We start from the raw sequence: 14259 nt of genomic DNA on the forward strand, positions 1-14259 counted from the left end.
ACAACTATGGGCATCATCGAACGCTTCGAAGACGAGTACCTCGACGTCTCGAGCAGCCGTGCGACGCTCCGGGAGCTCCTCGAGTTGCTCGTCGGCGCGATCCTGTTCGTCCTCGTTGCGAGCGGACTCGCCTATTATCTGATCGGCGAGACGGCCGCCCGCTACGTCGCGATCGCACTCGCGGTCGTCTTCGCCGTCACGCTCGTCTCGCAGGCCTACTGGGCCGTCACCGGTCGCGAAGACTACGAGTAATCGCGTTCGCCTCGGGTCCCAAACGGCAGTGCAGACTCGAGCGAAAGGGTGTGGTCTCTTATTCGAACTCGCCGACTGCTCTCATGCCGGGGTCTCGTACCGAGACCACCGCGGATCATGCGGGCGGTGAGTCCGAACACCGCGAGGAGGAAGCCGATCCAGACGAGTCCCGTATCGCCGAACGGCTCCGTGTACTCGAGGACGGCCACGAGCACCAGGAGCGCGGCGACGTACAGCGTGTTCGTCCCGACGAAGTCCGCCAGTCCCTGCTCGTCGGTGACGCGGTCGGAATCGTAGCCCGCGATCAGCCGAACCATCCCGAAGTACTTGATCGCGACGCCGAGCGCGCCGACGAACCCGGCGGCCGCGAGCAGTGAGAGGACTGATCCGTCGACCATACGAGTATATTGACAGCCGAATTACAAAATTGTTCCGTGCGAACGGCGTCACTCACCGGTCCGCAGGTGGTGGAAAATATAGGTCTGGGCGTACCCCGCGTACTCGCCGCCCAGTCGCTCGCGGATCGCCCGCGAGGTCGCGGCGTAGGAGCCCCGATCGCAGTCGGGGTAATACTCTTCGACGGCCGATTTGAGCCGCGTGTCGAGGGGGACGGCCTCGTCGAACCCCAGCGAGAACAGGAGCACGCAGTCGGCGACCTTGTCGCCGACGCCGACGAACTGGGTCAGATACTCTCGAGCGGCCTCGTACTCGAGGCCGCGCGCTTCCTCGGGGTGGGCCTCGCCGTTCGCCACCATCTCGGCCGTGCGAACGACGTAGGGAGCGCGGTAGCCCAGTCCCAGGTCGCGCAGTTCGGCCTCCGTCGCGGCCGCGAGCTGGTCGGGGGTCGGAAACGCGTGGTAGGTCTCGCCGTCGAATTCGATCGGACTGCCGTATTCCCGAGCCAGCGTCGTGACCATCGTATGGATCCGACTCACCCGCATCTGCGTCGAACAGATAAACGAGATCAGGCAGCCGAAGGCCGGATCGTCGACCAGCCGCATTCCGCGGTGGGCCTCGTAGGCCTCCCGGAGGAGGGGGTCGTCCGGCGCGGCGTCGACGATCGCCTCGAGGTCGTCGTCTAAGCGCAGGAGCCGGCGGACGATCGGTTCGGCGTCGGTCGTCGACACCCACTCGAGGTGGCCGGTCGTCGCGTCGGCGGCCACGCCGTCGGTCGGGTCGCCCGCCGGACCGCCGCGACGGCGAACGCGGATCACCTCCCCATCGACGACCGTGTCGTACCACGCCCCCGGCGCCGGCGACCCGCCGTACATCTCGCCGTCGCCGCGCCGCCAGAGGTAGCTCTGCCCGCTCTCGAGCGTGCGATACAGGTCGAGCCCGCCGGCGAGTTCGTCGACCGGAATCGTCCCTGTCTCCATCTAGCCCTCCCTTCGGGGGCGCGGGCTTTTGCCTTTCGAACCGATCGGCGGTCGGCGGTGCCGTCTGCGCATCGAACCCGCCGATAGCGTGCGAGAGACGGACTATCGGATCGGTCGCCGGAGCGCGATAACGCCGAGAGATAGCGTTCGAACGGAGTGTCGTGTTCCCTGAGGCGAACTTTCATACTGGATGCGACACAATATCTACGTATGAACTGCAGGGTTGTCGTCGAAGCCGCCGTGCCGGTGTTCGATGTGGAAACGCCGGACGAGGCGATTCGTATCGCCATTTCGAAGACGGGCGAGATGTTGAACCCTGACTTGAACTACGTCGAGATCAACATGGGCGAGCGCACCTCCCCATCCGGGGAGGAGCTGCCGCCCGCCTTCATCGCGGCCGACGAGGCGCTGGTCGCGCTCGAGCTGGAGATGACCGTTTTCAACGTCGAGCGCGAGGAACACGCCTCCCGCATCGCACGCAAGGAGATCGGGCAGCTCCTCGAGAACATTCCCCTCGAGGTCATCGAGGTCGAGGAACTCGAGGAGGACGAGGTCGACGACGAGTCGGAGACCGAGACGAACGAGTCGGACGAGTCATCGACTGCGGAGACCGACGGCGAGGGGTCGGACGACGACGAGGAGATCCTCCCCGAGTTCGAGGATCTGGTGGAGTAACCGGCGACCCGAGGGACATTTTCGCGAGCGGGACGGACGATCGACTCCTTCACAGCGCGAGCGCCGCGAGGAGTAGCAGCGGAGACGGACCGCTCGAGTCGTACAGAACGCCGCAGTCGAGTCTCGCCAGTCGGCGGTAGTAGTGATCGAAGGAGATGTCGTCCGTTTCAGTCCGCAGTAGCGGCGACTGCTTCCTGCTCCCCCTCGCGCATGTTCTTCGTGATTCCCCCGGCGAGCGCGAAGACAGCAGCTTTGTGATCAGTTTTCGACTTGTGGATCGATGTCGGTCGGATACCCCGCGACTCGTACTCTTCGAGGTCGATCGTACAGTCGTCCCACTCCGCGCACTGGTTCGATACCTCCGCGAGAAGGCCGTGAAGGTGAATGAGCTCCTGCTTCTTCATAACCATGCAATCCTATCCACCGCAGGGTTATATTATTATCTTGAGTCGCGTTAGCACGGACCCTGAGTCAGGTGTGCAGGATGTCACTGACTAGGACTCGCGGAACGGGGATCCTACCCGATAGAGATCACCCGAAGGGACGCGTACAATACGGTTTTACACGAATAATGAGTACTTTCGATTCGGTTTCCGAACGCTACAGACGGGTGGAGTAACCGGTCGCTACCGCTCGGCGATGGGGAGGGACGGAGAATCGAGCGGAGCACGCTCGAGATCGCGGTGGGGAGCCGACCGCTAGCCGAGCTGTTTCAGCGTCTGGAGGTCGCGATCGGTTCGCGTGAACTCGGACATCCGCCGGGAGGCGTGGCAGCCGGGGCAGTGAAACATGTCGGCGGCGGCAGGGAGTTCACCGGGAGAAATCTGCCAATCTTTCGCACATTCTGGACACAACAGTTGCACGGTCGTCTCGTCCATGCTATGGTATTTCACACCGCACCTCAAAAGTGTTGTCGCTTCCCAATCGACCGCTTATCGCACCCGAGGTCGAATCGAAACCACCGATGACAGACCCCGAAACATCGCGTTTACGCCGGGGCTGCCGTGTCGGAGGCCTCGAGCAACTCCTTGTAGCGGTTGCGGATGGTGACCTCGGAGATGCTGGCGACTTCGCTGACGTCGTTCTGGGTGACCTTCTCGTTGGTCAGCAGGGCGGCGGCGTAGACCGCGGCGGCCGCGAGGCCGACCGGCGACTTGCCGCTGTGGACGCCCTCCTGTCGCGCGGACTCGAGCAGTTCGCGGGCCATGCGTTCGGTCTCGTCCGAGAGATCGAGGTCGCTGACGAACCGCGGCACGTAGTGTTCGGGGTCGGCCGGCTTGACCTCGAGACCGAGCTCCCGGATGATGTACCGGTACGTGCGGGTCAGCTCCATCTTCTCGACGCGGCTGACGGCCGAGATCTCGTCTAAGCTGCGCGGCGTGCCCGCCTGTCGGGCCGCGGCGTACAGCGAGGCCGTCGCGACGCCCTCGATCGAGCGTCCCGGCAGCAGGTCCTCCTCGAGCGCGCGGCGGTAGATGACCGAGGCGGTCTCGCGGACGTTCTCCGGGAGGCCGAGCGCGGAGGCCATCCGGTCGATCTCGCCGAGGGCCTGCTTCAGGTTACGCTCCTTGGAGTCGCGGGTGCGGAACCGCTCGTTCCAGGTGCGCAGGCGCTGCATCTTCTGGCGCTGGCGACTCGAGAGGGCCCGCCCGTAGGCGTCCTTGTCCTGCCAGCCGATGTTCGTCGAGAGGCCCTGGTCGTGCATCATGTTCGTCGTCGGCGCGCCGACGCGGGACTTCTCGTCCTTCTCGGCGGCGTCGAAGGCTCGCCACTCGGGGCCGCGGTCGATCTCGTCTTCTTCTACGACGAGCCCGCAGTCTTCGCAGACCGTCTCTGCGTGTTCGGCGTCCGAGATGACTCGGCCGCCACACTCGGGGCAGCGCTCTTGCTCCCCCGACTCCTCTGTCGTTTCTTCCTCGCTCTCCGTCTCGCCTGTATACGTTTTGATGGTGGTGTCTGTCATGATGTGTATCGGGTGCGTTACTCGGGGCTCCCGGGTGGGGTAACCAGAAGAAACCCGGTCGCCTCAGCTAACATATAGTAAGGCCGTAAGCCATATAAAGGTTTCGCCGGTCTTATAAACTGTTCGGATTTTCTATTATATATGTTGCGGTTATAGTGGTGTTACCCGTCGGATCCTCTGGCGTCCGCCGCGACGATATCCCGACGACCGATCGCCGCGAGTCGATCGCCATCGAGTCCGGCCTGACAACCGACTCGCTCGACGCGTGTCATCACCGTCACGGTTGACCGTACGACAGCGACCCACAGAAGTGTAGTGTCCAACTGTATTGGTACCCGCGTCGCCGTCCGCGTTCCGTCCCCGACTCTCGAGTCCGGCGCGACTGGAGTACCGGTAGCGGGTTGCTAGACCGTAAACAGGTGACCCTCGGTCGGTACGTCGAACAGTCCGACTCGAGCGCCCGCATCGAGCCACGCGTGGCCGTAGGAAAACGACGCCAGCGCGTTCACGAGGTCGCCCTCCTCGCGGAAGTGTCGACCGTCCTCGAGGTACGACGACGCCATCTCGTAACACTCCGCCGCCGCCTCGGCCATCGGCGTCCCCTCCGGCGGCGCCACCGACGCCGCCTCGAGGGCCTCCGCGAGCAACTCGCCGTAGCGGTCCGTCTTCTCCTCGAGATCCGCAGCCATGGTCGAACCTCGTCCGTCGGGACCGTAAGTGCGTCGTCGCGTCTCGGGTCCGGAGCGTCGGACGAACGGATCGACGAGCGCCATCAGGGACCGATTACGCGCTCGGCAACCGGCTAACGACGACATAAGTTTCACCCGAATCGTACTGAGACCGGAGCGTGCGACAGATCGAGGTCTTCGTGCCGACCGAGACGCGCGACGCCGCGCTGAACGTCCTCGAGGACGAGGGCATCGACTACGTCCGGACCCTCGAGAACGGGAACGGCGGCGACGGCGAACTGATCCGATTCCCGGTGCCGGCCCAGGCCGTCGAGAGCGTGCTCTCTGCGCTTCGCGAGGCCGGGATCGACGACGAGTTCGTCGTCGTCTCCTCGATCGAGACGGCGCGGACGCCCCGGATCGACGATCTGGAGGAGAAGTACGTCAACGGGCAGGAGGAAGACGACAGCATCGCGCGCGAGGAGATCCGGTCTCGAGCGCTGGAGATGACTCCGGGACGGCTCACCTACTACGCGATGACCGTCCTCGCCGCGGTCGTCGCGACGGCGGGCCTACTGTTGGACTCGCCGGCGATCGTCGTCGGCTCGATGGTGATCGCGCCGCAGGTCAGCGCCGCGCTGACGGGGACCGTCGGCCTCGTGCTCGACGACCGCGACATGATTACCGACGGACTGACCTCGCTGGCGCTGGGCCTCGTCGTCGCCATCGCCAGCGCCTTCGCGTTCGCGTGGCTGGTCCGTTCCGGCGGAATCGTTCCCTCGACGATCGACATCACGGCCATCGTACAGGTTCAGAACCGGATCTCGCCGGGGCTGCTCGCGCTCGTGGTCGGCGTCTGTGCCGGCGCCGCCGGCGCGTTCGGCCTCGCGACGGCGATCCCCGTCTCGCTGGTCGGCGTGATGATCGCCGTCGCGCTCATCCCGGCGGCCGCGGCGGTCGGCATCGGGCTGGCCTGGGGCGAGTCGGCCGTCGCCCTCGGCGCCGGCGCGCTGGTCGCCGTCAACGCCACGTCGATCCTCTTCGCCGGACTCGCGGTCTTCTGGTATCTGGGCTACCGGCCCGACGGCTGGACGGAGGGGTCGCTCCGGGCGAACGTCCCCGGCGACTGGCTCGACACCCTCGTCGTCGCCGTCGTCGTCGGCATGCTCGTCTTCGCCGCCGGCGGACTCGTCATCGGCCAGTACGTGAACCACCAGAACGACGTCAACGACGAAGTGCGGACCGTCCTCGAAGAGGACGCGTACAGCGAACTCCAGCTCGTCGAGGTGCGCACCGAGTTCGTCGGCCCCGGCACCGGCGGCGAGCCGGACGTCACCGTCGTCGTCCAGCGGCCCGCCGACGTCCCGTATCCGAACCTCGCCGCGGCCCTCGAGGCCGGCCTCGAGGAGCGGACCGACCGCGACGCCGCCGTGACCGTCGAGTTCGTCGAGAGCGAGGCACCACGTGCCTCGTAGTCGAGAGCGAGACGTCGGCCTCGTAGTCGCGAGCGAGCCCTGCGTTCCTCGTGGTCGCGAGCGAGTCGCCACGCGGCTCGTCGCCGCGAGCGAGCGATCGGTCGACGGCGCCGCCGCGTCGTAGCAACCATCGGGGGTTTGCTGAGAACGCAAGGGGTTTAGGCCCTCTATCCCAAAACTGATACATGAGCGAACAGCCCCGCGTCGAGATCTATACCAAGGAGGACTGCCCCTACTGCGAGAAGGCCAAGGACCTCTTCGACAGCAAGGGGATCGAGTACGAGACGTACAACGTCACCGGCGACGACGACCTCTTTGAGGAGATGGTCGAGCGTGCCGACGGCCGCAAGACCGCGCCCGAAGTGTTCATCGACGACGAGCTCATCGGTGGCTGGGACGACACCAGCGCACTGAACGAGACGGGCGAACTCGACGAGAAGTTGGGAATCGCCGACGACGAGGGCGACGAGATCGTCGAACACCGCAAACTCATCATCGCCGGTACCGGAATCTCCGGCCTCACCGCCGCCATCTACGCCGGTCGATCGAACAACGAGCCGCTGGTCATCGAGGGTGACGAGCCCGGCGGCCAGCTCACCCTCACCACGGACGTCGCGAACTACCCCGGCTTCCCCGAGGGGATCAGCGGGCCCGAGCTCGTGAACAACATGAAAGAGCAGGCCAAGCAGTTCGGGGCCGACCTCAAGAACGGCATCATCGAGAACGTCGACGCGGATCAGCGGCCGTTCCGCGTCGAACTGAAAGACGGCGACGTCTACACCGCCGACGCCGTCATCGCCGCCTCCGGCGCCAGCGCCCGGACCCTCGGCATCCCCGGCGAGGACGAACTCATGGGCTACGGGCTCTCGACCTGCGCGACCTGCGACGGCGCCTTCTTCCGCGGCGAGGACATGCTCGTCGTCGGCGGCGGCGACGCCGCCATGGAGGAGGCCACCTTCCTGACGAAGTTCGCCGACACCGTCTACATCGCCCACCGCCGCGACGAGTTCCGCGCCGAGGACTACTGGGTCGACCGCGTCGAGGAGAAGGTCGAGGAGGACGAGATCGAGATCATGAAAAACACCGAACTGATCGAGGTCCACGGCTCCCAGGAGGAGGGCGTCGACCACGTCACCCTCGTCGAGAACGAGCAGGGCCATCCCACCGACCGACTGGACGACCCCGAGACCGAGGAGTTCGACTTCGACGTCGGCGCCGTCTTCCTCGCGATCGGCCACACGCCCAACACCGATTACCTCGAGGGAACCGGCGTCGAGATGGACGCCGACGGCTACCTGAAGACGACGGGCGGCGACGGCGGCGGCCAGACCGAGACCCACGTCCCCGGCATCTTCGGCGCCGGCGACGTCGTCGACTACCACTACCAGCAGGCCGTCACCGCCGCCGGCATGGGCTCGAAGGCCGCACTGGACGCCGACGAGTACCTCGAGGACCTCGAGCGCGCCGACTCGAGTATCGAAGAGGTCGAGCCGGCCGCGGCCGACGACTGATTCCGATCGACTGAGTACCGACTTCGGTGGAGGCGATCGACGCCGAATCGAACGTTTCGCTCGGTACCACTCCGATTTATGCCGATAATGCGAATGACGATAATGCGAACGATCTAGTCGCGTATAGCGGATCGAACTCGAGTGCGTTCGCCGATATCGGTCGGCAGGTAGCAACGCGGATCGATGGCGGTCCTCAACGTATTTAGGGGCGGACTGTTCATCAGGCAGCTAATGAGTCGCTCCGTATCGAGTGGGACGGACCGATAGCATGGCGGGATACTGGGATCTCATCGTGGCCGTTCTCGCGGGTATCGTTCAGGGAGTCGTCGAGTGGCTCCCGGTCTCCTCGCAGGGGAACCTCTCGCTGTTCCTGACGCTCGTCGGGACGGCGCCGGACCGCGCCCTCCAGCTGGCGCTGTTCCTGCAGTTCGGGACGACGCTCTCGTCGACGCTGTACTACCGGGACGATATTCGCGAGAGCCTCGAGGCCGTTCCCGGCTGGCGGCCGCAGACGGCGTTCGACGGCGCCAACGGTATCACGACGTTCGTCGTCGTCGCGACGCTCGCGACGGGGCTGATCGGCGTGCCGATCTACGTTCTGGCCGTCGACTTCGTGAGCGAACTGAGCGGCGGGCTGTTCATCGCGGCGATCGGCGTGTTGCTGATCGCGACCGGCGTCCTGCAGTTGGCGTCGGAGTCCGCGGCGGTGGCGGCTCGAGAGGAGCCGACGTTGAGGGATGCCCTCGTCGTCGGCGCGTTTCAGGGTCTGTCGATCCTCCCCGGCGTTTCTCGCTCGGGGATCACCTCGAGCGTGTTACTCTTTCGCTCCTACGAGCCGCCCGCGGCGTTCCGGCTCTCGTTTCTCCTGTCGATTCCGGCGGGGTTGGGCGCCGGTGCGTTGACGTTCGCGTCTGAGGGGGGAATTCCGGGGATCGGACTCGAGGAAGCGCTGGTGGCGCTCGCGACCAGCGCGATCGTGGGGTACGCGACGATCGGGTTGCTGACGCGCGTAGTGGAGCGGGTGCCGTTCTGGATCGTCTGCTTCGGGCTGGGCGGGGTGGCGATCGTCGGCGGTGGCGGCGTGTCGGTGTTGATGGCGTGAGCGGCAGCTGATCGTCTTTCCGTTGGCCCCCTCAGATATCGAACGACTGGTCCGTTTCTCAACGATTACGGAACCACTCTCGCAAACGGACTCCGAAGAGAAACGGTGCTCGACGGTGGTCGATAGGGACTGTCGGTACGAAACGCGAACCGGTCCGCCGAGAGGAAAAGACTACATGCCCACCGCTGGGCAGTCAAGACGTGACATCGATCGCACCGCTGTTCGTCCCCGGCATGCCCGGCGGACCGGAACTGCTGATCATCGTCGGAGTCGCCATCCTGCTGTTCGGCGCGCAGAAGATCCCGAAACTCGCGCGGTCCATCGGCGAATCGACCGGCGAGTTCAAGAAAGGCCAGGCGAAAGTCGAGCAGGAACTCGAGGAGTACCGCCGCGACGCCGCCGCCGACGTCGACGTCGAGACGGAGCCGGCTACCGAGACGCAGTCGTAACCGCGCGCTCGAGAACGGCCGCTACTGATCAGCCGTCCTTTTTCCGCGATATCGGTCACGACGCGGAGCCCGACCGTCGAAATACGCGTCGTGTCCCGACTGGACCGCTCTACGCGTCGTCTCTCAGTCCCCACGCTCGAGCTTCGCGCGTGTTTCGCGACCACTGCGTGAAAAAACGAGCGGCAGCGCTTAGAACGGGAGTCCGTCGGTCCCGCGTCCGTCACTTCCGCTTTCGATCTCGGGCGCGCGAACCGCCCCGTCGCCCGCGGAGAGTTCGCGGTACGTCGAACAGTTCGGACAGCCGTGGACCTCGTCGTCCACGCCGAACACTCGAACGAAATCGCCCGTCACGTACGCGTCGCAGTTGCCACACGTTGGCATGAGTTGCGTCACGCTTTCGAGTAAACAGTGATAAACATATCGGTGGTTTTCATAAGCTGTTGCTGAGAACGATCGCGTGCCGGCGAATCGCTCGCCCGTTACGCTCGAGCGCGGCGATACGCGGCGACGTACCGCAGTCGAGGGGGCAACGCCGGAATCGCGGTCCGCACCAGCGCGGTCCACGCGTCGAACAGCTGCTGCCGTCGAGGCGACCAGGGGAGGCCGTAGGCCTCCCGAACTGCGGCCGGAAGCGTGCCGATGCCGACGGTCGCGTACAGCGGCCCCAGGACGCGACCCTGCCGAAACAGCGCTCGCTGGAGGGTGCGAGCGCGGCTCCCGACCGCGAGAGTCTCGGTGCACATCCGCTCGTAGTAGTCGGCGAAGTCGGTCACCGCTTCGGGGTACGCCGTCTCCGGGACGCCGACCAACCGTCCGAACCGTTTGCACTCCCGGTAGTACGTCGCTCGCTCCGTCTCGGAGAGGGGCGCCACGTAGGTTTCGTAGGCCGTCATCGATTGCTCGATCAGCGTCGCGTGGACCCAGCGGAGGAGCGCGGGGTCGGTCGCCGCGTAGCGGTCGCCGGCCGAGAACGATCCGGCGGCGTCGTCCAGCGTTCCGGTGACCGCCGCGTGACGAGCGCGGATCTCGAGGGCGCTCTCGGCCGCGGTGGTGACGTCGCCGAAGATCAGGGCGTGGACGTGCTCGAAGGTCCGACGGAACCGTCCGATCGGGTCCGCTTCGAAGGTGCTGTGTTCGCCGACGCCGGCGGCGACTGCCGGATGCGCGAGCTGGAGCAAAATCGTGCTGACGCCGCTCATCAGGAGCGCTCGTTCCCGACCGACAGTCCACATGACTGATTCCGGGCCGAAGAACCCGCGATCGTGCGCGTCCACGTCGTCGACGAGGGCCGCGATATCCGGCGGCAGGGTCCGCCGGTCGACGGGGGCGGATCGGTCCATGGTGATCGTGTACGAGTTCCAGCGACGAATACTCGCCGGGCCACGGCGCCGCCTCGAGTGACGCCCGAACGGCGACGAGCGGCGATCGGAGCCGCGAACGCTCCGAACAGTCACTTTCCGAAGAGCGATCTTCGAACGACCGGCGGAAACGCGACCGCTCGAAACGGCGACCGACGACGACAGGCACACCCCTCGTTTTCAGTGAAAGCGAAAACCCGCGGGCGGAGAAATTAGGCGCTAATATAAAGGAAAGACTGGACGAGGACGGGACGATCTAATAGCGAATTACAGCGTCTCTTTCCCTACAACTACACTACTACTTTACCGATACAATAAATAATATAATAACGCGATCAGGAGTCGCGGTGCGGCAGCGGACTGCGGACCCCCACTTACGCGGCCGTTCACTGAAAACGAGGGGTGTGTGTGTCGGCGCTCTACGGCGACCGATCAGTGCGTCACTCACTCTCGTGGGCCAGCTCGAGTCTTTCACTGAAAATCCGGTTCGGTGCGTTTATCACTCGCGTCCGGAAAGTCCTCGGCAATGGGAACTGATCCGATCCCGACGCCCTCGATCGAGGAACTCCAGGACGATCCGATGGCGGACGGAACGACGTCGATCTTCCGTCGTCGGGAACTCCTCCGCCCCCAGCACGTCCCCCAGAAGGACCGCATCGTCGGTCGCGACCGGGAGATCGAGACCGTCGAGGCGCTGCTCAAACCGGCGGCCTTCGGCGACCCGCCCGAGAGCGGCTTCCTCTTCGGGAAGACCGGGACCGGCAAGTCGCTGGTCGCCAAACACGTCACCGGTCGGGCACGGGGCATCGCTCAGATGCAGGAGACCGATCTGACGGCCGCGTACGTCGACTGCGATCAGTACAACACGGAGACGCGAGCCGCCCGGAAGATGGCCTTCGAGGTCCGCGACGCGATCGATCCCGACCGCTACATCCCGAAAGACGGGGTCGGCGCGAGCCGCTACTACGACGCGCTCTGGGACGGGGACGGCCTCCTCCACGAGACGGACTCGCTGATCGTCATCTTGGACGAGATCGACAAGCTCGGGGACGACACCGCCGAAATTCTCTCGAAGCTCTCGCGATCCGAAGAGGCGGGGAAGACGGGCTGTTACATCGCGGTCGTCGCGATCAGCAACAAGACCGACTACACCGACGCGCCCGACGAACGCGTCGCCTCGAGCTTTCAAGACGATCCGATCATCTTCCCGCCCTACGACGCGACCCAGCTCCAGGCGATCCTCGAGCGCCGCAAGGACGCGTTCAAGGACGGCGTCCTCGAGCCGGGCGTGATCGAACTGGCCTCGGCGCTCGCCGCGCGGGATCACGGCGACGCCCGCCGGGCGCTGGACATCCTCCGCTCGGCCGGGAAGCTCGCCGAGAAGGACGACAGCGAACGAGTGACCGAGGATCACGTGCGCAAGGCCGACGAGTACAGCGACCTCAACCGTTCCATTCAGGTCATCAAGAACGGGACGCCCCACTCCCGGTACGCCCTCTACGCGCTGGCGTACCTGACGAAGTCCAAGCTCACGGACTCCTTCTCGACGGGCGAGGTCTACGACACCTACTGCATCGTCGCCGACGTCGTCGCCGGCGAGTCGCTGACCCACCAGCGCGTCCTCGATCTGATGAAGAAGTGGACGCTGCCGGAGATCACCGAGAGCAGACACACCGGCGGCGGCAAGGGCCAGGGAAGCTATCGGACCCACCGCCTGCTCCACGATCCCGACGTCGTGATGAGCGCCTGCCTCGAGTCGGCCGACGATCAGCGCAGCGTCCTGAACGCGCTCTCCGAATCCTCGATCTGACGGATTCTATCGCCTCTCTCCGGCGTATTTCACTGAAAACGAGGGGTGTCTATCCGAGTACTCGAGCGGTAGTTGTACAGCCCCTACCCCCGCTTCACTGAAAACGAGGGGTGTCTCGAGGCGTGTTCACTGAAAACGAGGGGTGTGCCGCGTCGAGTTCGCTGTCCCACGCGGCTGCATCGAACGCGCTGCCTCCGTGACTGACGTCGAACCAGCAGTCCAACGCGGCCGCGTCACGATCACCTGAGCCCGATAATCCGAAATATAATCGAAACATACTATTCTATCGGTTGAAATGAGTGTCGTAATGTCCTCCACTCGACGAGGCGTTCTGAAGACCGCCGGTGCCGGTGCCGCGAGCGCGACGCTCGCGGGCTGTTCGCTGCTCTCGCGCGTGATCGATTCCGATCCCGACGAGCCCCCCGCGTCGGGCGTCGATCAGTTGCCGGACCCCGGGAAGCACGTCCACGGCGCGAACGGGGACTGGTCGAGTTTCGGCTGCAACGCGGGAAACACGCGCGCGGTCGCCGACGGCGCGGCGCCGGTCGACGGCGTCACCGAGCGCTGGCGGGTCGAGATCGCACAGACCGCCTACCGGGCGCCCGTGGTCGCGGACGGGCGCGTTTACCAACTCGATCACCGAACGCTACGGGTCTTCGACGCCGCGGACGGGACGGAGCTGTGGACCGTCGAGGACGGTAGGACGGCACCGCTGGTCCGCGACGGCGTCGCGTACGTTCCGACGTCGTCCGCGCTCTACGCACTCGAGGCCGACACCGGCGAACGGCTGTGGGAACGGACGTTCGAGAACCCGGGTCAGGTGACGTCCCCGACGATCTACGACGGACGGCAGCTGGTCTGTGGCGCGGGCGAACGCGTCGTCGCGCTCGATCCCGAGACCGGCGAGATCCGGTGGGAACGCGATGTCTTCGGGCAGGTACTCGATCAGTTGGCCGTCTTCCAGGGCTACGGGCTCGTCGTCGCGACCGAAGCCGGCGAGGTCTCGTTGCTCACCGGGGAGGGGACGGGTCGGTGGCGGTGGGAACTCCCGTCGGCGCCGGTCGGCCCGCCGAGCGCCGACTCGGATTCGGTGTACGTCTCCTGCCGAGACGGATCGACGTACGCGCTGATGGACGATGGGCTGTCGAACCCGAAGCGCAACTGGACGGCCGATACCGGCTGGGCCGAACGCGGGATCTGCGTCGTCGACGATCTCCTCCTCGTCGCGAACGGTCGCGGGCTCCACGCCGTCGACGCCGAGTCCGGCGAGCGACACTGGGAGTCCGATATCGGCGACTGGCGACACACGGCTCCGGCGTACGGACGCGACACCGTCTTCGTCGGCGGTGACTGCCTCCGGGCGTTCGATCCGACGCCCGGCGACAGCCCGGACGACGGACCCGCAGTCCGATTCGAACGGGAATTCGCGGGCCGGGTCGGTCCGGGTCCGGTCCTCGACGACGGCACGCTGTACGTCGTCACCGGAGTCGAAGGCGAGACGTTCGCGCTCCTCGCGCTGGAGTGATCGCCCCGTCTCGGCGCCGATCGCCGTTTCGCGGCGAGGCGCCGAGTCGGATCCGGCCGCGGGTTCGGCGCTCCACGGGAATTACTGCCACGTAT

At 65.6% G+C, this 14259-nt stretch carries 15 protein-coding genes and 1 pseudogene; 8 read left to right on the forward strand and 8 right to left on the reverse strand.

Annotated features, from left to right (window positions below):
* The first annotated feature begins 6 nt into the window (after window positions 1-6).
* The gene (locus WD430_RS14155; RefSeq protein WP_339103075.1) at window positions 7-252 is read left to right on the forward strand and encodes a hypothetical protein; all 246 of its coding nucleotides are present in this window, start codon (window positions 7-9) and stop codon (window positions 250-252) included.
* A gap of 81 nt (window positions 253-333) precedes the next feature.
* Here WD430_RS14155 and WD430_RS14160 read toward each other — a convergent pair.
* Together WD430_RS14160 and WD430_RS14165 are read right to left on the reverse strand one after the other, a co-directional pair.
* Window positions 334-650, reverse strand: a pseudogene (locus WD430_RS14160) (DUF3784 domain-containing protein).
* Between the two features lie 48 nt (window positions 651-698).
* Window positions 699-1628, reverse strand: coding sequence for a DNA glycosylase (locus WD430_RS14165; protein WP_339103076.1), 930 nt, complete (start codon window positions 1626-1628; stop codon window positions 699-701).
* Between the two features lie 210 nt (window positions 1629-1838).
* Here WD430_RS14165 and WD430_RS14170 point away from each other — a divergent pair, with 210 nt between their 5' ends.
* Window positions 1839-2303 (forward strand): DUF555 domain-containing protein, encoded by a 465-nt coding sequence (locus WD430_RS14170; RefSeq protein ID WP_339103077.1) that lies wholly within the window; start codon window positions 1839-1841, stop codon window positions 2301-2303.
* A 167-nt stretch (window positions 2304-2470) separates the two neighbouring features.
* Here the strand turns inward: WD430_RS14170 and WD430_RS14175 are convergent, their stop codons facing one another.
* The 4 genes from WD430_RS14175 to WD430_RS14190 all read right to left on the reverse strand — a co-directional run bounded on the left by WD430_RS14175 (window position 2471) and on the right by WD430_RS14190 (window position 4955).
* On the reverse strand, window positions 2471-2707 hold the full coding sequence (locus WD430_RS14175) for a UPF0058 family protein (protein ID WP_049914513.1): 237 nt from the start codon (window positions 2705-2707) through the stop codon (window positions 2471-2473).
* 294 nt (window positions 2708-3001) lie between these two features.
* Window positions 3002-3181, reverse strand: a complete 180-nt coding sequence (locus WD430_RS14180) for a hypothetical protein (protein WP_008894656.1) — start codon at window positions 3179-3181, stop codon at window positions 3002-3004.
* 110 nt (window positions 3182-3291) lie between these two features.
* Window positions 3292-4266: a transcription initiation factor IIB gene (locus WD430_RS14185; protein ID WP_339103079.1), complete on the reverse strand. Its 975-nt coding sequence runs from the start codon at window positions 4264-4266 to the stop codon at window positions 3292-3294.
* A 404-nt stretch (window positions 4267-4670) separates the two neighbouring features.
* On the reverse strand, window positions 4671-4955 hold the full coding sequence (locus tag WD430_RS14190) for a DUF357 domain-containing protein (protein ID WP_339103080.1): 285 nt from the start codon (window positions 4953-4955) through the stop codon (window positions 4671-4673).
* A 158-nt stretch (window positions 4956-5113) separates the two neighbouring features.
* Here WD430_RS14190 and WD430_RS14195 point away from each other — a divergent pair, with 158 nt between their 5' ends.
* The 4 genes from WD430_RS14195 (at window position 5114) to WD430_RS14210 (ending at window position 9471) form a co-directional block, all read left to right on the forward strand.
* Window positions 5114-6409: a DUF389 domain-containing protein gene (locus WD430_RS14195; protein ID WP_339103081.1), complete on the forward strand. Its 1296-nt coding sequence runs from the start codon at window positions 5114-5116 to the stop codon at window positions 6407-6409.
* 185 nt (window positions 6410-6594) lie between these two features.
* Window positions 6595-7920 (forward strand): FAD-dependent oxidoreductase, encoded by a 1326-nt coding sequence (locus WD430_RS14200; protein ID WP_339103082.1) that lies wholly within the window; start codon window positions 6595-6597, stop codon window positions 7918-7920.
* 268 nt (window positions 7921-8188) lie between these two features.
* Window positions 8189-9022, forward strand: coding sequence for an undecaprenyl-diphosphate phosphatase (locus WD430_RS14205; protein ID WP_339103083.1), 834 nt, complete (start codon window positions 8189-8191; stop codon window positions 9020-9022).
* Window positions 9023-9222: 200 nt separating this feature from the next.
* Entirely contained in the window at window positions 9223-9471 is a 249-nt protein-coding gene (locus tag WD430_RS14210) for a twin-arginine translocase TatA/TatE family subunit (protein ID WP_407067122.1), read from the forward strand.
* Between the two features lie 189 nt (window positions 9472-9660).
* On the opposite strand, the gene WD430_RS14215 is transcribed toward WD430_RS14210, so the two are convergent.
* Together WD430_RS14215 and WD430_RS14220 are read right to left on the reverse strand one after the other, a co-directional pair.
* The gene (locus WD430_RS14215) at window positions 9661-9852 is read right to left on the reverse strand and encodes a hypothetical protein (protein WP_339103084.1); all 192 of its coding nucleotides are present in this window, start codon (window positions 9850-9852) and stop codon (window positions 9661-9663) included.
* 98 nt (window positions 9853-9950) lie between these two features.
* The gene (locus WD430_RS14220; protein ID WP_339103085.1) at window positions 9951-10811 is read right to left on the reverse strand and encodes an oxygenase MpaB family protein; all 861 of its coding nucleotides are present in this window, start codon (window positions 10809-10811) and stop codon (window positions 9951-9953) included.
* 544 nt (window positions 10812-11355) lie between these two features.
* On the opposite strand from WD430_RS14220, the gene WD430_RS14225 reads away from it, so the two are divergent.
* Window positions 11356-12639: an AAA family ATPase gene (locus WD430_RS14225; RefSeq protein WP_339103086.1), complete on the forward strand. Its 1284-nt coding sequence runs from the start codon at window positions 11356-11358 to the stop codon at window positions 12637-12639.
* Between the two features lie 307 nt (window positions 12640-12946).
* Entirely contained in the window at window positions 12947-14164 is a 1218-nt protein-coding gene (locus WD430_RS14230; protein ID WP_339103087.1) for a PQQ-binding-like beta-propeller repeat protein, read from the forward strand.
* The last annotated feature ends 95 nt before the right edge of the window (window positions 14165-14259 follow it).

This window comes from Haloterrigena sp. KLK7, from assembly GCF_037914945.1.
Taxonomy (GTDB): Archaea; Halobacteriota; Halobacteria; order Halobacteriales; family Natrialbaceae; genus Haloterrigena; species Haloterrigena salinisoli.

Coding starts and splice junctions, on each gene's coding strand:
- WD430_RS14180 (WP_008894656.1), bottom strand. CDS start 3,181: ATGGACGAGACGACCGTGCAACTGTTGTGTCCAGAATGTGCGAAAGAT.
- WD430_RS14225 (WP_339103086.1), top strand. CDS start 11,356: ATGGGAACTGATCCGATCCCGACGCCCTCGATCGAGGAACTCCAGGAC.
- WD430_RS14175 (WP_049914513.1), bottom strand. CDS start 2,707: ATGAAGAAGCAGGAGCTCATTCACCTTCACGGCCTTCTCGCGGAGGTA.
- WD430_RS14205 (WP_339103083.1), top strand. CDS start 8,189: ATGGCGGGATACTGGGATCTCATCGTGGCCGTTCTCGCGGGTATCGTT.
- WD430_RS14220 (WP_339103085.1), bottom strand. CDS start 10,811: ATGGACCGATCCGCCCCCGTCGACCGGCGGACCCTGCCGCCGGATATC.
- WD430_RS14170 (WP_339103077.1), top strand. CDS start 1,839: ATGAACTGCAGGGTTGTCGTCGAAGCCGCCGTGCCGGTGTTCGATGTG.
- WD430_RS14230 (WP_339103087.1), top strand. CDS start 12,947: ATGTCCTCCACTCGACGAGGCGTTCTGAAGACCGCCGGTGCCGGTGCC.
- WD430_RS14185 (WP_339103079.1), bottom strand. CDS start 4,266: ATGACAGACACCACCATCAAAACGTATACAGGCGAGACGGAGAGCGAG.
- WD430_RS14215 (WP_339103084.1), bottom strand. CDS start 9,852: ATGCCAACGTGTGGCAACTGCGACGCGTACGTGACGGGCGATTTCGTT.
- WD430_RS14190 (WP_339103080.1), bottom strand. CDS start 4,955: ATGGCTGCGGATCTCGAGGAGAAGACGGACCGCTACGGCGAGTTGCTC.
- WD430_RS14155 (WP_339103075.1), top strand. CDS start 7: ATGGGCATCATCGAACGCTTCGAAGACGAGTACCTCGACGTCTCGAGC.
- WD430_RS14200 (WP_339103082.1), top strand. CDS start 6,595: ATGAGCGAACAGCCCCGCGTCGAGATCTATACCAAGGAGGACTGCCCC.
- WD430_RS14165 (WP_339103076.1), bottom strand. CDS start 1,628: ATGGAGACAGGGACGATTCCGGTCGACGAACTCGCCGGCGGGCTCGAC.